Genomic DNA, 20,326 nt, shown 5'->3' with positions numbered 1-20,326 from the left:
CACCCACCCCGAAAGGCGAACATGCACACCGCCCGCTTCACCCTCGACCCAGCCTTCGTAGTCGGCGAGGTCAACCCCCGCCTCTTCGGCAGCTTCGTGGAACACCTCGGCCGCTGCGTCTACACCGGCATCTTCGAACCCGACCACCCCGCAGCCGACGCCAACGGCCTCCGCACAGACGTCCTCGACCTGGTCCGCGAACTCGGCGTAACAACCATCCGCTACCCCGGCGGCAACTTCGTCTCCGGCTACAAGTGGGAAGACTCCGTCGGCCCCGCAGAGAACCGCCCCCGCCGCCTCGACCTCGCCTGGCACTCGACGGAGTCGAACCGTTTCGGCCTCTCCGAGTACATCGACTTCCTCCGCAAGATCGGCCCCCAGGCCGAACCCATGATGGCCATCAACCTCGGCACCCGAGGCGTCGCCGAAGCCCTCGAACTCCAGGAGTACGCCAACCACGCCGAGGGCACCGCCCTGTCCGACCTCCGCGCCGCCCACGGCGACAAGGACCCCTTCGGCATCAGGCTGTGGTGCCTCGGCAACGAGATGGACGGCCCCTGGCAGACCGGCCACAAGACCGCCGAGGAGTACGGCCGGGTCGCCGCCGAGACGGCCCGGGCCATGCGCCAGATGGACCCCGGCGTCGAACTCGTCGCCTGCGGTTCCTCCAGCCAGTCCATGCCGACGTTCGCCGAGTGGGAGGCGACCGTCCTGGAGGAGACGTACGACCTCGTCGACTACATCTCCCTGCACGCCTACTACTGGCCCGAGAACGGCGACATCGACTCCTTCCTGGCCTCCGCCGTCGACATGGAGTCCTTCATCGACAACGTCGTCGCGACCGCCGACCACGTGGGCGCGAAGCTCAAGTCGAAGAAGCGGATCAACCTCTCCTTCGACGAGTGGAACGTCTGGTACCTGCCCGAGTGGGAGGCCCGCGCGAAGACCTTCGAGCAGGACGACTGGCCCGAGGCCCCGCGCCTCCTGGAGGACAACTACAGCGTCACCGACGCCGTCGTCTTCGGCTCGCTCCTCATCGCCCTGCTCCGGCACGCCGACCGCGTCACGGTCGCCTGCCTCGCCCAGCTCGTCAACGTCATCGCGCCGATCATGACAGAGCCGGGTGGCCCGGCCTGGCGGCAGACGACGTTCTTCCCCTTCGCCCAGGCCGCCCGGTACGGCCGCGGCCAGGTCCTCGACGTCCGCGTGGACTCGCCGAGGTACGAGACGAAGAAGTTCGGCGAGACGGACCTGCTGCACGCCACCGCCGTACGCGCCGAGGACGGCACGGTCACGGTCTTCGCGGTGAACCGCAGCCGCACCGAGTCGCTGCCGCTGGAGGTCGCGCTGAACGGGCTCGACCTGTCGTCGGTGGTCGAGCACAGCGCCCTCGCCGACGCCGACCCGGACGCCCGCAACACCCTCGACGACCCCGAGCGGGTGGCCCCGCACGCGGTCGACGGCACGGCCCTCCAGGACGGCATGCTGAGCGCCGTCCTGGAGCCGCTGTCCTGGAACGTGATCCGGCTGGCGTGACAGCCGGTGCGACGCGTCAGCGTTCGATGCGCGGCTGGCCTGTCGGGGACGGCGGGGGCGAGGTGGTGCCGACCGCCCAGTAGCCGTCCGAGCCCGGCACCGTCGCAAGGGCGTTGATGACGACGGGGGTCGTGGCCACCGGCCCCCGCTCGCTCACCCACGCCGTGCCGTCCCAGCGCAGGTAGTGGGCCCGGGTCTGGTCCCAGAAGTCCCACCCGGAGATACGGTCGGGACGCCCCTGCGCGTCGCCCACGATGCCGGTCAGCACTCCGACGCCGAACGGTGCCTTGAGGTACTCCCAGCCGGTGCCGTCCCCGTGCAGCAGCCGGACGGCGGGGGGTTTGCCGGGCGGGCCGCCGATGCCGTAGTCGTAGCCGGTCATCCAGATGTCGTCGCGGGTGACCGGGAGCAGACCGGTGAAGCCGGCACGGATCCCGCCGGGCGCCGGCAGCATGGTCCAGGCCGCTCCGTCCCAGCGGGCGACGAGCTCGCTGCCGTAGACCCAGACGTCGCCGCAGGGCGCGCGGTGGATGCCGTACGGCGGGATGGTCGTCGTGGCCGGGGGTGCCTCCAGCCAGGTCCACTTGCCCCGGTGGCCGTGCAGCAGCACCGAGCCGTCGCTGTTCCGGCCGGAGACCCAGACGTGGCCCCGGGGGCCGGTCGTGACGGCGGCGAGGGACGTGCCGGGCGCCCCGCGACCGGGGAAGTCGACCTCCCGCCACGTCGGTCCGTCCCCGGCGAGCAGCCGGGCGGTGCCGGACGTGTCGGTGCCGACGGCCCAGGCGCGGCCGTCTAACGCGGCGGCGACGGAGCCCAGATAGCCGCTGAGGCCGGGGTCGGTGCGCTGCCAGGCCGTGCCGTCCCACACGAGCGCCAGCGCCGTTCCCCGGGCGCTGCCGCTGCGGCCCTCCTCGCCCACGGCCCAGGCGAGGTCCGGACCCGCGGCCGCCACGTCGAGCAACTGCGCGGCCGGGCCGGCCTCCGGGGCGGCGACGGCCTGCCACTCGCGGGCCTCACCCAGGAGACCGGGAGCCGCCCAGGCCGCCCCGCCCCGCATCGAGGCGAGCCCGAGCCCGGCCCCGACCAGTCCGCCTAATCCACCGATGAAACGCCGTCTTCGCACGAGGTTCCCCTCCCTGTCGGCAGCCCTGAAAGGCCGAACGGTGGCCCAGCCTGCCGGAGAAGGCAATGCACGGGGACGGCTCGATCCGGTCACACCGGTGTGACCGGCACCCCTCCGGCGGCGGCCCCCAGCAGCGTCAGCCGCACCTCCCCCGGCCCCGCCGGTGTGGTCCCGTCCGACAGCACCGCCAGCGCCAGTGTGTTGGCACCACGTGTGCGCAGGATCCCGTTCGGCAGTACGAACGTGTGCTGCGGCCCTACGTCGTTGATGTACTGGCCCATGTTCCAGCCGTTGAGGAAGATCTGGACGCGGTAGGCCCGCTCCGGGTCGTCGTCGAGGACGAGCCCGACGGAGGCGTCGACACCCGGGTCGACGTCCAGCCGGAAGTCCGTCCGGTACCAGGTGACGCCCTGCCGCCGGTCGGCACGCGGCAGTCGGGCGTCCTTCCAGTCCCCGTCGTCGTACTCGGGCAGATGCCAGCCCTCGCGCTCCCCGTACAGCCCGCCGTTGTTCATCGGCCCGCGCACCGGGTCGGACGTGGCGGCGCCCTGGATCCGCCAGGTCACCTCGGGGGAGGCGCCCTCGAAGGTGACGGCGGTCAGTCCGCGCGCGGCCTTGTGCGTGTCGAGCGCCTTGCCGTCCATGTCGTGCTGCATCCGCCGGACGAGCACGGACAGCACGTGCCGCTCGCCGCCCTCGCGACGGTCCTCACGGAATCTCTTCCGCAGCTCCTCCGGCAGGGCGAAGGCGGCCTTCGCGGTCCATGTCCCCTGCCGCGCCCGGTCCTTGTCCGGCACCGGCATCCGGTGCGTGCCCAGCGGTTCGCCGTCCAGCCAGGCCATCAGCAGCCCCTGGGTGCCCGTGCTGTAGGCGAGGGAGACCGACTCGATGCCGCCCTCGCCGGTCCACTCGCCCCGGTACCAGACGTCGCCGTAGTGGAAGCCGTAGTCGTCGGCGAACAGGACTGGCTGCCCGTCGGGCACGGGCGTCGTGCTGAACGACGTCTTCTTGTCGGCCGCCGTCCAGCCGGAGTCGTCGAAGCCGGGCTCGGCCTCCGGGTTCTCGGTCCGCCGCCGCCAGCCGTCGAGGGCGGGCAGGGCCGGCCGGGTCACGCCGGGGAGCGGCCGCAGCGCGAGCAGACTGCCGGAGGCGCTGATCCGGGTGGGCACCGGACGCCCGTTCCACGTGACATGGGTGATCCCGCGCGGCCCCCACACCTCCAGGCCGGTCTGCGCGGTGGTGTCGCCGGTGAGGTGGACGGTGGAGCCGCGCAGCTCGGCCGACCGCAGCAGGGCCGGGCCGTAGACGAGGAGCGGACCGGACGGCGTCTCGTACGGCCACAGCCGCAGGGCCGTCGCGTCGTCCGCGAACAGCAGCAGCATCGTCGTGTCCACGCCGTCGCCCTCGACCCGCACCCGGCTCAGCCCGCCGGCGCCGAGCGGAGCGGTGACGTTGAGCTTGCCGAGGTTCCAGGACCACGCGGGCTCCACGTCCAGCCGCATGGGCGTCGGCTCGTCCGCGCAGTCCAGTACGACCTGCGCCAGGTCGCCTCGCCGGCCCGCGAACACCGCGATCTCCTGGCGCCCGGCGGTCAGGCTCAGCATGGGCTGCACGGTGGCGTGCACCAGCGTCCGCTTCCCGAGCTTCAGCCCGGCGGCGATCAGCTTGGCGTCCCGCGCCGGGACCGTGACCGGCACGTCGATCCCGGCGTCGGGCAGCGTCGAGGTGACGGCCTCCTCGGAGTCGTTGCGCAGGACGTAGAAGTGGGCGCCGGTGTCCGGGTTGGCCAGGTGGTAGACCTTGATCCGCTCATCGGTGGCGCGCACGGCCTTCGCCCGGTTCAGCTTGGCGAGGTCCGGCACGTGGCGCAGCAACTGACCGATCTGGTGCATCGGGGCGAGCTTCGGGGTGGCGTTGCGGGCCTCGTCGAACGCGGCCCCGTAGTCGTACGACGTGTAGACGACCGGCGCGGGCAGCCAGCCCCAGGAGGTGCCGCCGTACGTCATGTAGACGTTGTGCAGCGTGATGCCGTTGGCGAGGTTGGTGAGGTAGAAGCGCCGCTCGTACGCCGCGTCCCGGGTCCGGCGCGACTCGGCGTACCCCTTCCCGCCGAACCAGTACCCGCCCCACGGGTCGAACCAGCCCCCGCCGAACTCGGGCACGAACCCGGGTGTGCGCGGACTGGCCGTGGCCCCGCCCTTCGCCCCGCCGGTCCCGAAGTGCCCCCAGTCGGGCGGCACCTCGTCCGGCTCCGGGTAACCGTCGAACCCGTACAGCCAGCGCCCCTTCTCCCCGCCGGTGGCGAACGACCCCGGGGCCCAGGCCCCGTTGCGCCCCTTGTCGTTGTGGAACAGCGGCACGTCGATGCCGTCGGCGCGGATCTTCTCGTACAGGTACGACATGTAGGCGCGCCCGGTCGGTTCGCCGACGTGGGCGTCGTACTCGTTCTCGAGCTGGTACAGCAGGACCGTGCCCGTGCCCCGGGTGAACAGGCGCTTCGCGACGATGGCGTTGACGGCGGACAGCCACTCGTCGACGTACCGCAGATACGTCGGGTCGGAGGTCCGGGCCGTGCCCTCGGTCGCGGTCAGCCAGCCGGGGAAGCCGCCGGCGTCGACCTCCGCGTTGATGTACGGGCCGGGCCGCAGGATCACGTACAGACCGGTCTCGGCGGCGATCCGCAGGAACAGGTCCAGGTCGCGCACACCGGTGAAGTCGTACCGGCCGGGGGCGGGGGAGTGGTAGTTCCAGGCGACGTACACGCTGACGGCGTTGTAGCCGTGGGCACGCATCTTCTCCAGCACGTCCCGCCACAGGGACGGGCTCGGCAGCCGGAAGGGGTGCAGCTCGCCCGACCAGAGGACCAGGCGGCGGCCGTCGACCAGCAGTGAGTACCGGTCGAAGCCGACCTCGTGCCGCCGGCCGTCCGCGCCCGGCACCGGTGGCGGCGGGCCCGTGGGTACGCTCCGTGCCGTGTTCGCGGAGGTCGGCGACCCGCTGCCGGTCAGCGCGAAGCCGAGCGCGGCCGTGCCGGCGATAGCGTGGAAGGTACGCCTGCTGAGCTCCAAGGGAGCGCCTCCTGTTGTGCTGCCGTGCCGTACGTGGTGCTTACGTGGTGCTGGTGCGTCATTGTCCACAGGCCGACCGCGACAATGGCCCTATGAGGATCTCGGCACGTGCGGACTACGCGGTACGAGCGGTCGTGGAGCTGGCCGTCCGGCAGGGCGAGGGGCCGGTCAAGGCGGAGGCCGTCGCCATCGCGCAGGACATCCCCCACAAGTTTCTGGAAGGGATCCTCGGCGATCTGCGGCGCGGCGGTGTCGTCGACAGCCGGCGCGGCGGTGGCGGCGGCTACCGGCTGGCCCGGGAGGCCGCGGAGATCACGGTCGCGGACGTGATCCGGGCCGTGGACGGACCGATCGTCTCGGTGCGCGGCGAACGTCCGACCGGCCTCGCCTACACCGGTACCGCCGAGCCGCTGCTGCCGCTGTGGATCGCCCTGCGGGCCAATGTGCGCAGGATCCTGGAGGGCGTGACGATCGCCGACCTCGCGGCCGGCGCGCTGCCCGAGCCGGTGGAGCGGCTGGCGGCGGAACCGGCGGCCTGGGAGAACCCGTGACGGGCCGCGGCCTGGGAGAACCCGTGACGGGCCGCGTCCACGGGGGAGCCGGTGGGTGATCCTCATCGCGTCCTCGGGGTGTCCTGGTCCGACGCACTGCTAACGCACCTTATGCGCCCGCCGGTACCGCTGGTGCGGACGGGGCCCGCGTGGACGGGCCGCGCGCCCCTTCCCCTGGTGTGATCCCGCCATTGTGAATGGCCGGAGAGCGCCCTGGCCGACCCCTCGCGCCCTGCGTACGATGCGACCGCTCCCGGCCTTCACAGCTCCTCCATGGAATGGTCACAGGCCGGGCGCGCATGCGCTGTCATCTTGACATGCCCATGTCCACTCCATGCTCCACCCCCCACGTACGGATGGGAGAACCATGGCCGGTGGCCTGCTTCTGAGCGGCGCGATCGCCGCCCTCCTCACCAGCGCACTCCCCGCACCATCCCCGTCCTCCGGGTTCGTCGACCCGCCCCCGGACAAGATCGTCATCAAGGTCGCCACGGTGAACGGCTCCGGCTGCCCGCAGGGCACGGCGGCGGTCGCCGTCTCCGAGGACAACACGGCGTTCACGGTCACCTACAGCGACTACCTCGCTCAGGCCGGCGGCGGCTCCGACCCGACCGCGTTCCGCAAGAACTGCCAGCTCAGCCTGATCGTCCACGTGCCCCAGGGCTTCACGTACGCCATCGCCAGCGCCGACTACCGAGGCTTCGCCTCACTCCAGCGCGGAGCGAGCGCCACCCAGCGGGCCTCGTACTACTTCCAGGGCTCCCCGAGCACGGCGCACCGGAGCCACCCCTTCAGCGGCCCGTACAACGACAACTGGCAGGCCACCGACGAAACGGACTGGGCCCAACTCGTCTACGCGCCCTGCGGTGTCCAGCGCAACTTCAACATCAACACCGAGATCCGGGTCAACGCCGGTACGCAGTCGGCCGACAAGGTCAGCTTCATGACGATGGACTCGACGGACGGGGACATCAGCACGGTGTACCACATGGCGTGGAAGGAGTGCCCCGGGAAGTCCTGACGCAAGTGAGGGGCGGCCCACCCGGCCCACCGGGTCGTCGGGCCGGGCGGGCCGCCCCGTTCATGTGCTGCTGCTCAGCTGCCGGGCGAACCGGCGAACCGCATCGCTGAAGGCGTCCGGATCGTCGAAGTTCGCCAGATGCCTGGCTCTCGGGATCAGCTCGACGCGGGCCCGCGGATGCGCACGGGCGAACTCCGCCTCGCCGGACCGGAAGACGCTGTCCTTCTCGCCGTTCAGGATGAGCACCGGAGCCGCCACATGACGCATCGCACCCGCGTCGAAACGCCCCAGCACCTCGCCCCAGGCGGCGGGCAGGGCGTGGAAGGCGTATCCGGACCGGATCGTGGCCTCGACCACCTCGGCCGGATACGTCCTGCGCAGCAACCAGTCGTTCCACTCGGCCAGCCGATCCGCGGGCAGCCGCGGCACGAGCCCGGCGACCCACCGGTACGGCGCCGCCCACGCCCCGCGAGTCGAGGCACTGGCCCCCGCGAGCACCAGCCCGCGCAACCGCTCCGGTCGGACCCGCGCGAACTCCAGCGAGGCGTACCCCCCCGAGCGAGTGCCCCACGACCAGGGCGGGCCCACCCCCGAGCGACTCCACGGCGTCGTCGATGACCTCCACGGCCGCCTTCAGACTCCAGGCCTCGGCGGAACGGGACCCGTGCCCCGGCAGATCGACCGCCGCCACGGGGAACTCGTCCCGCAGCGCGATGAGTTGCGGGCTCCACTGTCCCGCGCTGAACCGCGTCCCGTGCACGAAGACGATGGGCGTCCTGTCAACTGCCTTCATGATCCCCCCGAATCGAAGCGGCGCCGCTGCCGGACCGACTTTACGCCGACGCTCAACCCGGAAACCGGCTTGAGCTGCTGCCGACCGTGGGGAAGGGTCTGCGTGCATGGAGTTCTTCTGCTACCACCGCGATCGCCCCGGCTCACTGCCACTGCGCAGCGAGCTACTGGAGCGGCACTGGTCCTACATGGACCAGTACGCGGCCGAAATGATCGCCCGTGGCCCGACCTTCGCCGATGACGGTGAAACCCCCACCGGCAGCGTCCACATCCTCGACCTGCCGGACCCCGCCGCCGCCCGTGCCTTCGCCTTCGACGAGCCCAACTACCAGGCGGGTGCGTACCGGGACGTCCTGCTGCGCCGCTGGCACAACGTCCTGGGCCGCACCATGTGGGACTTCCCCGGCGGCCCGACGACCGGCAACCGCTACCTCGTTCTCGGGCTGGGCCCGGCCCCGGCGGCGGCCGACCTCGACACGCCACCCGACTCGAACGACCTGATCGCCTACGGCCCCCTGCTCTCCGACGACGGCTCCGCCTGGCTGGGCACGGCAGCGCTGGTCCGGGCCCCGGACAGAGAGACGGCGCGCGGTGTTCTGACGCGGGAGCGGTATGCCGAGGTCGAGGTGCATGCGTGGGAGTTCGGGGGGCGGCGGTGACGAGCGGGGCCGGAGGCTACGGAGAGGCCTGACGGCTCCCCGGTTCAGCGAGCCGTCACCACGCACCCCCGTCCGGTGGCTAGGTGACCGGAGGGGGCGCGTGGTGACGGGGAGGCGGCCGGCTCCGTCAGGAGATCGCCTTGATCGCCTGCCAGCCCCCCTTACCGACCACTACGGGCGGACCGTGCAGGCCACTCTTGCGTCCCGGGACGAACTCCAGTCCCGCCGTGGTGCTGGACGTGGTGGTCCACAGGTCCGGAACACCATCGCCGTTGGAGTCGCCGGACCCGGCGAGCAGCGGGCGCGTGGCCGGCGTCCAGCCGGTGGCGTACGCCGTGCGGTTGGCGGGCGATGCCAGCGACGCCGGGTCGGTGCCACCGTCCGGGACCCCGTCGGCGTCCGCGTCACCGGCGCTGAGGCCGTGATACAGCCAGACCTGCCCGGTGCCGCTGTCGCGGGCGATCAGGTCGGTGAAGCCGTCGCCGTCGACGTCGCCGGGCGAGGCGAGGTGCATCTTCCCCCACCCTGACGCACCGATCAGATAGCCCGATTCGAGGGTCTGGCCGAAGTACCCCGGCAGGAACCAGAGTTGGTCCCCGATGACCGCGACGAAGTCGGGGTAGTCCGCCTCGGAGTCGTTCGTGATGTTCCCGACCGAGACGATCTGGTCGATGTCCGCGGTGCTGGTGACTCCGCCCGCCTCGGACTCGCCGAGGATCGACACCTCCTGCCGGGTGTCGTCGGTGAACTCGCCTTGGCCGTCGTTCGGGTAGAACCACAGCTTGCCGCCGCGCAGGGCTACCAGATCCTCATACAGGTCCTCGTCCCAGTCGCCCCTGTGGGTCAGCCGCGCGCCGTTCCAGCCACCGCCGGAGGAGAGGGGCACCATCGTCGCCACCGCGCCATTGCCGGTGCCGCCGTACAGGCGCAGGTTGTCGGAACCGTCGACGGCGAGCATGTCGGGCTGGCCGTCACCGTTCAGGTCGCCGGGCTTGTCGGTGACTCCCGGGCTCTTGACGTAGAAGCGGTAGGGGTGGATCGGCCCGGGGTTGCCGCCCACGTCGTAGGCCCGGACGTAGAGCGTGTGCGGGCCGGGGGTGAGCGGCCATCCAGGCAGCTGCCGAGTCAGAGACCGACCCGGTGAGGCAGCGGTCGATGCGTTCCCTTCCTGAGGACATCGGCTTGGTGGACGAGGACTGACGTTCTGGCGCCTCGATGCGGTGGTCCGTTCCTATGGAGCGGGCGCCCTCGGTGGTCACCACATAGACAGGTTCGGTCCTCGATGCCGCCGCACGCAGGCGGATGACGAGTCGGCGACAGGCAGGACGCGCAGCGACAGGGCCGCGGCCACGCGAGCACGCTCCTCGGCGATGTTCGGATTGTCCCTGGCCAGGTACCTTTCGAGATGCCGGGCGGAGATCTGCATGACCTTCACATCGCCGCCGCGCGAAAAGCTGAGGCAGTCCTGCCATGCCAGTCCGATGATGATTTCCAGTGCACCCGCCAGGTTGTCGGCGAGCAGCCCGCCTTCCCCCTCGGAGTTCGCGAACACCACCGGCCGACGGCCGCCTTCCTCAGCGCACAGGAAGAACGCCCCACCGGCAAAATCCCCTGCGATCGCCTCCAGCGGTGCACCCGAGGCAAGCCTCAAGCCGTCACCGCACTGCTTCCGCCCGATGTCGAACCCGAAGGATGCCCGCAGCAGGCCACGGATGTCCGACGTGTTCTGGATCAGATCGAGCAGGGGATCCCTGGAGGTCATGACCTGGACGATAACCAGGGCCCACCCACAACGGATCTCCCGTGCCGCTCACAGTTGTTGCTGCGCGAACCATTGACGCGCAAGAGGTTCGATTCTACGGTCCGTTCGAACTTGCGATCGTTGTTCGAAATGTCGAGCAGCCGTCACCCCCACCGCAAGGAGGACCGTATGAGCCGCTCCATCCTGCGCAAGAGAACCGCCCTGCTCGCCCTCCCCACCGCCGTACTGCTCGCCCTGATGCCGAGTGCGGCGTCGGCGTACCCCAACCCCGGCCGGGTCACCGGCGACATCGTCACCCACGACCCGTCGATGATCCGCACTTCGTCCGGTCAGTACCTGCTCTACGCCACCGGCGGGGGCATCGCGAGCAAGACGTCCGGCGACCGCACGGCCTTCCGGAACGGCGGTGACGCCTTCTCCAGCAGGCCCGGCTGGTGGCGGAACTACTCCTCCGTGCCGGAGGCCTGGGCGCCGGACATCTCGTACCACGGCGGCAAGTACCTGATGTACTACTCCGTCTCGAAGTTCGGCTCGAACACCTCCGCCATCGGCCTCGCGACCTCCAGTACCGGGCAGCCGGGCAGCTGGACCGACCAGGGCACGGTCTACACGTCGAACTCCTCCAGCGACTTCAACGCCATCGACCCGAACCTCTTCGTGAACGACGACGGCAAGTGGTGGCTGTCCTTCGGCAGTTGGTGGACCGGGATCAAGATGATCCAGATCAATCCGTCCACCGGGAAGCAGCTCTCCTCCAACACCACCCGCTACTCGCTCGCCTCCCGCCCCACCGGGACGAAGGCCGTCGAGGCGCCCTTCATCGTGAAGCGGGGCGGGTACTACTACCTCTTCGCCTCCTACGACACCTGCTGCGCCGGCACCAGCTCGACGTACAAGGTCAAGGTCGGCCGGGCGTCCAGTGTCACCGGGCCGTACCGCGACAAGAACGGCGTCGACCTGCGGAACAACGGCGGCACGCCCGTCCTGGAGTCGCACGGCAGCGTCATCGGCCCGGGCGGCCAGTCGATCATGAACGACGCCGACGGCGACCTGATCGTCTACCACTACTACGACGGCAACGACAACGGCACGCCCAAGCTCGGCGTCAACCTCCTGAACTGGAGCAGCGGATGGCCCGTCGCCTACTGACCCTGCTGGCCGTCCTGCTGCTCGCCCTCACTCTCGGCCAGCCCACCGCGAGCGCCGCCTCCTTCGCCAACCCGGTCAAGTCCGTCAAGGGCGCCGACCCCTGGATCTCGTACCACGACGGCAACTACTACCTGGTGACGACGAGTTGGACCGACGTCATCACCATCCGCAAGTCCGCCACCCTCGCCGGGCTCTCCACCGCCCCCAGCGTCCAGGTGTGGAAGGGCGACGCCGCCTCCCGGTGCTGCAACATCTGGGCACCGGAGCTGCACTTCGTCAATGGCCGCTGGTACCTGTACTACGTCGCCGGGCAGAACGCGTCCGACTACAACCCCACGCAGCGCAGTCATGTGCTGGAGAGCGCCGGGTCCGACCCCATGGGCCCCTACACCTACAAGGGGCAGCTCAACTCCGCCTGGATGCTGGACCCGAGCCTGATGAACGTGGGCGGCCGGCTGTACATGCTGGGCAGCGCGATCACCGGCGGGACGCAGAACCTCGTCATCGCGCCGATGTCCAACCCGTACACCGTCAGCGGCTCCTACTCGACGATCTCGACGCCGACGCACGCCTGGGAACGGCAGGGCGGCACCGTCAACGAGGGCGCGGAGGTGCTGCAACGCGGCGGCCGGACCTTCCTGATCTACTCGGCGAGCGGCTGCTGGACGCCCGACTACAAACTCGGGCAACTGGAGCTCACCGGCTCCAATCCGCTGTCCGCCTCCTCCTGGACGAAGAAGTCCACGCCCGTCTTCCAGCGCAGTGACGCGAACGGGGTGTACGGGCCAGGTCACAATGGCTTCTTCACCTCACCGGACGGCCGCGAGAACTGGATCGTCTACCACGCCAACGACTCCGCCTCCGAGGGCTGCGACAACGGCCGTACGACCCGGGCCCAGAAGCTCACCTGGAACTCCGACGGCACCCCGAACCTCGGCACGCCCGTCCGGCTCGGGGCGAGCATGCCCGGGCCGTCCGGCGAACCGGCGTCCGCCGCCACGACCTACACCGTCTCCAACCGCAACAGCAGCAAGTGCCTGGAGGTCGCGGGGAGTTCGTCCGCCGACGGTGCCAACGTGCAGCAGTACGCCTGCAACGGGGGCGCCAACCAGCGCTGGCGGCTGGAGGACCTCGGGGACGACACCCACCGCCTGGTGAACGTCGCCACCGGCAAGGTCCTCGACACAGCCGACTGCTCGTCCGCCGACGGCGCCGACCTGCGCCAGTGGTCCTGGCTGAACAACACCTGCCAGCGGTCCCGGTTCATAGCCACCGACAGCGGTTACGTCCGCATCACCAACCAGGCCACCGGCAAGGTGGCCGACGTGGCCAACTGCTCGACGGCGGACAGCGCAGATGTACGCCAGTGGTCGTGGCTCAACAACAACTGCCAACAGTGGAGGCTGAACCCGGTTCAGTGAGACGTCCTTAGGGGCGCGGGGAACTGCGCGATCAACCACAACGAACCCGCACCCGCCCACCTACAGAATCCACCTACGACGAGAACGCGCTACCCGGCCTGCCCCATCCCCGCCGCGTTGGGCCACGCCTGCGCCCCCGGCCACCCCGTAGCCGGCGCGGGCGACAACCCGTTCGTCCCCCTGACCTGCGCGGCGGTCAACCCGCCCCGCGCGGGAACACCCGGCGGGGTGGGCCCGGTAGCGGCAGGCACAGGCGCAGGCACAGGCGTGGGCATGGGGGCCGGTGCCGGGGCGGGAACCGGTGCCTGCGCCGCAGGCGCCAGCGGCGGCGACGGCGCGGCCATGGGCTGCGGCGCCGGCTGCGGCATGGGCTGGGGCGCCGGCTGCGGCACGGCCTGCGGCACCGGCTGAGGGACAGGTTGGGGCACAGCCTGCGGCATCTGCTGCTGCCCCATCTGCCCGACGTGACCCATCTGCCCGACCTGCCCAACCTGCCCAACCTGCCCGACCTGCCCAAGCTGCGCAGCCGCCGGCATCGGCATGCCGGTACCGGTGCCCGGGGCCGACGGCCCCGGGCCACCCGCACCGACGGCCTGCGCGGCAAGGCCCCGCATGCCGGATCCGTTGGTCTCGCTCACCAGACGGTCCACTGCCGCCGTACCCGAGCTGTAGCTGGTCCCATTGCCCAGCTCGGGTACGGCGGCTCCCCTCCTGGACGTCCCGTAGAGCACCTGTTCCAGGCCGGACACCAGGCGACGCACGTCCACCTGGGGGCGCACCACGAGACGCAGGAAGCGGCTGGACGAACCGATCTTGTTTCCGCACTCGCGGACCAGGATCCGGTGCTCGGTGAGCATGCGGTCCCGGACCACGGTGCCCTCGGCGCCCACGGGGAGGCGCACGAAGAGGAAGTTGCCCTGCGACGGGTAGACCGTGAGCCCGGGCAGGGAGGAGAGCTGGCTGGCCATGTCGAGGCGGTCGCGCCGCACCTGCTGGAGGCTCTGCGCGTACTCGGAACCGTGCTCCTTGAGCATGAAGACGACATGCTCGGCGAAGGAGTTGAGGTTCCACTTCGGGAGCATCGACCGCACCCGCCCGGCGAGCGCCGGGTTGGCGACCAGGTAGCCGAAGCGGATGCCGTGCAGGCCGAAGTTCTTGCCGAGGCTGCGCAGCACGATGACGTTGGGCCGCAGCATCGCCTCCTGGACGACGGACGGTTCGGCCTCGGCGTCCGCGAACTCCAGGAACGACTCGTCGATGACGATCAGGTCGAGATCGGCCATCGCGTCCATGAACTGGACGATGGCGTGCTTGTGCAGGAAACCGCCGTCGGGGTTGTTGGGGTTGCAGATGACGGCGACGCGCGTGCCCCGGGCGCGGATGAACTCGGCGTACTGCGCGAGGTCGAGGGCGAAGCCGCTGGACTCCTGGAGCGGGAACATGTCGACCCGCTTGCCGGTCTCCATGGGCTGGTCGGTCCAGCGGCCGAAGGTGGGGACGGGGATGGCGAGGGACTCGCGGACGAGCAGGTGGTCGATCCAGGTGATGAGCTCGGTGGAGCCGTTGCCCATCGCAACGCACTGCGGCGGCAGTTGGAGCAGGCTGCACAGCTCGGCCGTGATGGTGTCGGCGCTGCTCGGGTAGTACGTGATGATGTCGCGCAGTCTGGCCGACATGTCGTCGAACATGGCCGGGGTGGGGAAGTACGGGTTGCACGGGATACAGAAGTCCACCGGCCCGGCGCCGTCGCCGCCCTCACGTGTCAACGCCGCCATCGACGGGCTGTGCGCCGCGGTGCTGCGGAACAGCGACGTGACGTTGTCGGCCATGGAACCTCCGTATAGGGCGGGTCCGTTGGGGACGGCCGGACCCGACGTTTAAGGGCGGCCCGCGCGGGGGAGCGCGGGCCGCCCTTACATACGGAGGCTTCGGTGGCGCTGTTCAACCACTGAGGTTTCCCTCAGAAAATTGTGTGCCACCTGTGAAGACGGTCAGCGACCGGCCGGCAGCAGGTCAGCAGCCGAACGTGTGGACCGTCGTCGTGCGGTACGTCTGCCCGGGCCGCAGCACGGTCGACGGGAACGACGGCTTGTTCGGCGAGTCCGGGAAGTGCTGCGTCTCCAGGCAGAGCGCGTCGCCCTGCCGGTAGGTGCGGCCGGACGGGCCGGTGAGCGTGCCGTCGAGGAAGTTGCCGGAGTAGAACTGCAGGCCCGGCTCGTTCGTGGCGATCTTCATCGTGCGGCCGGAGGCCGGGTCGCGCAGGGTGGCGATGTGCTCGGGGCGGGCGGTGATGCCCTTGTCGAGGACCCAGTTGTGGTCGAAGCCCTTGGCGGTCACCAGCTGCGGGTGGGAGACGCGGATGTCCCGGCCGATCGGCTTGGCCTTGCGGAAGTCGAAGGGGGTGCCCGCGACCTTGGCCAGCTCGCCCGTGGGGATCAGGCCCGAGTCGGTGGGCGTGTAGCGGGAGGCCGCGATCTGGAGCTCGTGGTCCTCGATCGTGCCGCTGCCCTCGCCGGCCAGGTTGAAGTAGACATGGCTGGTGAGGTTGACGACGGTGGCCTTGTCCGTGGTGGCCTCGTAGTCGACGCGCCAGTCGCCGTGCTTGGTGAGGGTGTACGTCACCTTCGTCTTGAGCGTGCCCGGGTAGCCCATCTCGCCGTCGACGCTCGTGTAGTACAGGTGCAGGCCGACGTCGGAGCCCTTGGTGAACGGCTCGATGTCCCACACGCGCTTGTCGAAGCCCTTTGCGCCGCCGTGCAGGCTCTGCTCGCCGTCGTTGACGGAGAGCTGGTAGTTCTTGCCGTCGAGGGTGAACTTGCCCTGGCCGATGCGGTTGCCGTAGCGGCCGATCAGCGCGCCGAAGTACGGACTCTCGGCGACGTAGTCCTCGATGTTGTCGAAGCCCGCGGAGACGTTGGCGTAGCGGCCGCGGCGGTCGGGGATCTCCAGCGACTGGACGATGCCGCCGTAGGAGAGCACCTTCAGGCGGGTGCCGCCGTTCTCCAGCGACCAGATGTAGACCTTGGTGCCGTCGGCGAGCTTGCCGAAGAGCTTCTTCACCGGCTTCCTGCCTCCCGTGGCGTGCGCCGTGCCGCCGAGTGTGGTGGCGGCTATACCCGCCGCCGCGGCTCCCGCGATAACCGTGCGTCTGTTCAATTCCATGTGCGGCTCCGCTTCATTGGGAAACTGCGTGGGAAAGACCGGAGCCCCGCCTTCCGGCGGGGCCCCGGTCCGACTTACGAACCGACCTTGCGCTTGTTCCACACGTCGAACCCGACCGCCGCCAGCAGCACCAGGCCCTTGATGACCTGCTGCCAGTCGGTGCCGATGCCGACGAGGTTCATACCGTTGTTCAGCACGCCCAGGACCAGGCCACCGATGATCGCGCCGAGGACGGTGCCGACACCGCCGCTCATCGACGCGCCGCCGATGAACGAGGCCGCGATGGCCTCCAGCTCGAAGTTGAGGCCGGCCTTGGGAGAGGCCGCGTTGAAGCGGGCGGCGAAGACCAGACCCGCCAGGGCCGCGAGCATGCCCATGTTCAGGAAGACCAGGAAGGTGACCTTCTTGTCCTTCACACCCGACAGCTTGGCCGCCGGGAGGTTGCCGCCGATCGCGTAGATGTGGCGGCCGACGATCGCGTTGCGCATCACGTAGCCGAAGCCGACGAGCAGCACGCCCAGGACGAGCAGCACGATCGGGGCGCCCTTGTAGCTGGCCAGCAGCATGGTCAGCGTCAGCACGGCGGCGGAGATCGCGACCAGCTTCAGCAGGAACAGCTTGGCGGGCGGGACGTCCAGGTCGAACTCCTGCTGCCGCCTGCGGTCACGGACCTCCTGGAAGATCACCAGAGCGATCATCGCGAAGCCCAGCAGCAGCGTGAGGTTGTGGTAGTTGGTGTTCGGGCCGACCTCGGGCAGGAAGCCGTTGGCGGCCTTCTGGAGGCCCTCCGGGAACGGGCCGAGGGTCTGACCCTCCAGGAAGATCTCGGTCAGACCGCGGAAGATCAGCATGCCCGCCAGGGTCACGATGAACGACGGTATGCCGCCGTACGCGATGAAGAACCCTTGGACGGCACCCGCGGCCGCTCCCACCGCCAGGCACAGCACCACGGCCAGCGGCCACGGTATGTCTTGTTTGACCATGAACACGGCGGCCATCGACCCGACGAACGCCGTCAGCGAGCCGACCGACAGGTCGATGTGGCCCGCGATGATGACCAGCATCATGCCGATCGCGAGGATCAGGATGTAGCTGTTCTGGAGGACCAGGTTGGAGACGTTGCGCGGCAGCAGCAGGTCGCCATCGGTCCACACGGCGAACAGCACCACGATCAGACCCAGCGCGATCAGCATGCCGTACTGCCGCATGTTGCGGCGCATGCCGTCCAGCACCAGTTGCAGGAGTCCGTCGCCGGTGGCCGCCCCTCCCTTGCCGGGCGGCGCGGGGGCCGGCGTCTTGGCGGTCACGTCCGTGCTCATCGGGTTACCTCTTTGTCCTTCGTCATCTGACGCATCAGCGATTCCTGTGAGGCCTCGGCCCGCGAGAACTCACCGGTCAGCCGCCCCGCGGCCATCGTGTAGATGCGGTCGCACATTCCGAGCAGTTCGGGCAGCTCGGAGGAGATGAAGACGACCGCCTTGCCCTGGGCGGCCAGCTGGTCGATGACCGTGTAGATCTCGTACTTGGCACCGACGTCGATCCCGCGCGTCGGCTCGTCCAGGATCAGCACGTCCGGACCCGAGAAGATCCACTTGCTGAGGACGACCTTCTGCTGGTTGCCGCCGGACAGCTTGCCCACCGGCTCGAAGACGGTCGGCGCCTTGATGTTCATGGACTTGCGGAAGCCCTCGGCGACCTGCCGCTCCTCGTGCTCGTCGACCACACCGCGCTTGGCGACCTTGCCCAGGGCGGTCAGCGAGATGTTCCGGTTGATGGTGTCGATGAGGTTGAGGCCGTAGTGCTTGCGGTCCTCGGTGACGTACGCGATCCCGTGCTTGACCGCCTCGGGGACGGACTTCGTACGGATCTCCGTGCCGTCCTTGAGGACCGAGCCGGCGGCGTACCGGCCGTACGTCCGCCCGAAGACGCTCATCGCGAGCTCGGTGCGGCCGGCGCCCATCAGGCCCGCGATGCCGACGATCTCCCCGCGCCGCACCTGGAGGGACACGTCGTCGACGACCTTGCGCTGCTGGTCGATCGGGTGGAACACGGTCCAGTCCCGGATCTCCAGGGCGGGCGCCACGCCCTCCTCCGGCTCGTGCGGCGACCGCTCCGGGAAGCGGTGCTCCAGGTCGCGGCCGACCATGCCGCTGATGATCCGGTCCTCGGTGGTCTCCGGGGCCTTCACATCGAGGGTCTCGATGGTCTGGCCGTCGCGGAGGATCGTCACCGAGTCGGCGACCTTGCGGATCTCGTTGAGCTTGTGGGAGATGATGATCGAGGTGATGCCCTGCTTCTTCAACTCCAGGATGAGATCCAGGAGTTTGTCGCTGTCCTCGTCGTTCAGGGCCGCGGTCGGCTCATCCAGGATGAGCAGCTTCACCTTCTTCGACAGGGCCTTGGCGATCTCCACGAGCTGCTGCTTGCCCACGCCGATGTCGGCGACGCGGGTGTCGGGGTGGTCGCTGAGCCCGACCCGCCGCAGCAGCTCGGTGGCGTGCCGCAGCGTCTCCCTCCAGTCGATGAACCCGCCCTTGGCGTGCTCATTGCCGAGGAAGATGTTCTCCGCGAGGGAGAGGTACGGCGACAGCGCCAGTTCCTGGTGGATGATGACGATGCCGCGCTGCTCGCTCGCCCGGATGTCCTTGAACTCACAGACCTCGCCCTCGAAGAGGATGTCCCCCTCGTAGGTGCCGTGCGGGTGGACGCCGGAGAGGACCTTCATCAAGGTCGACTTACCGGCGCCGTTCTCCCCGCAGATGGCGTGGACCTCGCCCTGCTGGACGGTCAGCGTGACGTCCGACAGCGCCTTGACGCCGGGAAAGGTCTTGACGATCGAGCGCATTTCCAGGACGGGTCCCGCCATGGTCGTGCCTTCCAATCAGAGTGTGCCGGCGGTTTTTAGAGGTCGCTTGCCTTGATGTAGCCGGAGTCGACGACTTCCTTCTGGTAGTTGGTCTTGTCGACGGCGACCGGCTCCAGCAGGTAGGCCGGGACGACCTTCGAGCCGTTGTCGTAGGTCTTGGTGTCGTTGACCTCGGGCTTCTTGTCGTTCAGGAGCGCGTCGACCATGTTCGAGGCGACCTTGGCGAGCTGGCGGGTGTCCTTGTAGACGGTCATCGACTGCTGGTTGGCGATGATCGACTTCACCGAGGCGAGCTCGGCGTCCTGGCCGGTGACGATCGGCAGCGGCTTGCTCTTGGAGCCGTAGTCGTCCGACTTCAGCGCCGAGAGGATGCCGATGGAGATGCCGTCGTAGGGGGAGAGGACCGCGTCGACCCGCTCGCGCTTGTAGGCCGAGGTCAGGATGTCGTCCATGCGCTTCTGGGCGGTGCCGCCGTCCCAGCGCAGGGTGGTGACCTGGTTGAGCTTGGTCTGGCCGGAGCGGACGACGAGCTGCTTCTTGTCGATGTAGGGCTGGAGGACGTTCATCGCGCCCTGGAAGAAGTAGCGGGTGTTGTTGTCGTCGTTGGAGCCGGCGAACAGCTCGATGTTGAAGGGGCCGTTCTTGGAGCCGTCCTTCAGGCCGAGCTTCTCGACGATGTAGGTGCCCTGGAGTTCGCCGACCTTCTCGTTGTCGAAGGAGGCGTAGTAGTCGACGTTCGGCGAGCCGAGGATCAGGCGGTCGTAGGAGATGACCGGGATGTTCGCGTCCTTGGCCTGCTGGAGCACGTTGTTCATCGACTTGTTGTCGATGGCCGCGACGATCAGCGCCTTGACACCCTGGGTGATCAGGTTCTCGATCTGCGAGACCTGCTGGTCCGGGTCGTCCTCGCCGTAGACGAGCTGGGTCTTGTAGCCCTTGGACTCCAGGTCCTTCTTGACGTTGTTGCCGTCGGCGATCCAGCGCTCGGAGGACTTGGTCGGCATCGCGATGCCGATGGTGCCGCCCTTGGCGCTGTCCCCGCTCTCCTCGCTGCCGCCCTCGCTGTTCTGCCCGCAGGCGGACAGGGTCAGGGCGAGGGACGCGGCTCCGGCTATGGCGGCGAGTGCGGCTCTGCGGTTACGCATGATCATCATCCTTGATGTGTGTGCAGGGCTCGGTCTGGGAGGCGCGAAGTCGCTCCGGGGGGTCGGGCCGG

The 20,326-nt window shown here is 69.5% G+C and carries 15 protein-coding genes and 1 pseudogene; 6 read left to right on the top strand and 10 right to left on the bottom strand.

Annotated features, from left to right (window positions below; all coding sequences use genetic code 11):
* The first annotated feature begins 21 nt into the window (after positions 1-21).
* Positions 22-1,536 carry an arabinosylfuranosidase ArfA gene (gene arfA, locus CP976_RS14080; protein WP_150480671.1) on the top strand — a complete coding sequence of 505 codons (1,515 nt, stop codon included), beginning with the start codon at positions 22-24 and terminating at the stop codon, positions 1,534-1,536.
* Positions 1,537-1,552: 16 nt separating this feature from the next.
* On the opposite strand, the gene CP976_RS14075 is transcribed toward arfA, so the two are convergent.
* Positions 1,553-2,593, bottom strand: coding sequence for a hypothetical protein (locus CP976_RS14075; RefSeq protein ID WP_229875225.1), 1,041 nt, complete (start codon positions 2,591-2,593; stop codon positions 1,553-1,555).
* Positions 2,594-2,748: 155 nt separating this feature from the next.
* Entirely contained in the window at positions 2,749-5,727 is a 2,979-nt protein-coding gene (locus CP976_RS14070; RefSeq protein ID WP_150480670.1) for a glycoside hydrolase family 35 protein, read from the bottom strand.
* Positions 5,728-5,819: 92 nt separating this feature from the next.
* On the opposite strand from CP976_RS14070, the gene CP976_RS14065 reads away from it, so the two are divergent.
* Together CP976_RS14065 and CP976_RS14060 are read left to right on the top strand one after the other, a co-directional pair.
* A complete protein-coding gene (locus tag CP976_RS14065; protein WP_150480669.1) occupies positions 5,820-6,278 on the top strand; it encodes an RrF2 family transcriptional regulator in 459 nt (152 codons plus the stop codon).
* A 367-nt stretch (positions 6,279-6,645) separates the two neighbouring features.
* On the top strand, positions 6,646-7,299 hold the full coding sequence (locus tag CP976_RS14060; protein WP_150480668.1) for a DUF4360 domain-containing protein: 654 nt from the start codon (positions 6,646-6,648) through the stop codon (positions 7,297-7,299).
* A 60-nt stretch (positions 7,300-7,359) separates the two neighbouring features.
* On the opposite strand, the pseudogene CP976_RS14055 reads toward CP976_RS14060, so the two are convergent.
* Positions 7,360-8,092, bottom strand: a pseudogene (locus tag CP976_RS14055) (alpha/beta fold hydrolase).
* 106 nt (positions 8,093-8,198) lie between these two features.
* Between CP976_RS14055 and CP976_RS14050 the strand changes: the two are divergent.
* Positions 8,199-8,750: a YciI family protein gene (locus tag CP976_RS14050; RefSeq protein ID WP_150480667.1), complete on the top strand. Its 552-nt coding sequence runs from the start codon at positions 8,199-8,201 to the stop codon at positions 8,748-8,750.
* 127 nt (positions 8,751-8,877) lie between these two features.
* Here the strand turns inward: CP976_RS14050 and CP976_RS14045 are convergent, their stop codons facing one another.
* Entirely contained in the window at positions 8,878-9,810 is a 933-nt protein-coding gene (locus tag CP976_RS14045; RefSeq protein WP_150480666.1) for an FG-GAP repeat domain-containing protein, read from the bottom strand.
* Between the two features lie 195 nt (positions 9,811-10,005).
* A complete protein-coding gene (locus tag CP976_RS14040) occupies positions 10,006-10,512 on the bottom strand; it encodes a hypothetical protein (protein ID WP_150480665.1) in 507 nt (168 codons plus the stop codon).
* Positions 10,513-10,680: 168 nt separating this feature from the next.
* Here CP976_RS14040 and CP976_RS14035 point away from each other — a divergent pair, with 168 nt between their 5' ends.
* Positions 10,681-11,661, top strand: a complete 981-nt coding sequence (locus CP976_RS14035) for an arabinan endo-1,5-alpha-L-arabinosidase (protein WP_190146799.1) — start codon at positions 10,681-10,683, stop codon at positions 11,659-11,661.
* Entirely contained in the window at positions 11,643-13,082 is a 1,440-nt protein-coding gene (locus CP976_RS14030; protein ID WP_150480664.1) for a family 43 glycosylhydrolase, read from the top strand. Before CP976_RS14035 ends, CP976_RS14030 begins: the two co-directional genes overlap by 19 nt.
* Positions 13,083-13,171: 89 nt before the next feature.
* Here the strand turns inward: CP976_RS14030 and CP976_RS14025 are convergent, their stop codons facing one another.
* The 5 genes from CP976_RS14025 to chvE all read right to left on the bottom strand — a co-directional run bounded on the left by CP976_RS14025 (position 13,172) and on the right by chvE (position 20,255).
* Positions 13,172-14,911 carry a pyridoxal phosphate-dependent aminotransferase gene (locus CP976_RS14025; RefSeq protein ID WP_150480663.1) on the bottom strand — a complete coding sequence of 580 codons (1,740 nt, stop codon included), beginning with the start codon at positions 14,909-14,911 and terminating at the stop codon, positions 13,172-13,174.
* A 184-nt stretch (positions 14,912-15,095) separates the two neighbouring features.
* A complete protein-coding gene (locus tag CP976_RS14020) occupies positions 15,096-16,244 on the bottom strand; it encodes an aldose epimerase family protein (protein WP_150480662.1) in 1,149 nt (382 codons plus the stop codon).
* Positions 16,245-16,318: 74 nt separating this feature from the next.
* Positions 16,319-17,563 (bottom strand): multiple monosaccharide ABC transporter permease, encoded by a 1,245-nt coding sequence (mmsB, locus tag CP976_RS14015; protein ID WP_150480661.1) that lies wholly within the window; start codon positions 17,561-17,563, stop codon positions 16,319-16,321.
* Positions 17,560-19,110: a multiple monosaccharide ABC transporter ATP-binding protein gene (gene mmsA, locus CP976_RS14010; protein ID WP_150480660.1), complete on the bottom strand. Its 1,551-nt coding sequence runs from the start codon at positions 19,108-19,110 to the stop codon at positions 17,560-17,562. The genes mmsB and mmsA overlap by 4 nt, the downstream gene beginning before the upstream one ends.
* A 35-nt stretch (positions 19,111-19,145) precedes the next feature.
* A complete protein-coding gene (gene chvE / locus CP976_RS14005) occupies positions 19,146-20,255 on the bottom strand; it encodes a multiple monosaccharide ABC transporter substrate-binding protein (RefSeq protein ID WP_359029547.1) in 1,110 nt (369 codons plus the stop codon).
* Positions 20,256-20,326: the final 71 nt, after the last annotated feature.

The sequence above is a fragment of the Streptomyces coeruleorubidus genome, assembly GCF_008705135.1.
GTDB classification, from domain to species: Bacteria; Actinomycetota; Actinomycetes; order Streptomycetales; family Streptomycetaceae; genus Streptomyces; species Streptomyces coeruleofuscus.
Note: the sequence above shows the minus strand (reverse complement) of the source record. Positions and strands in the feature narration are given on the sequence as shown.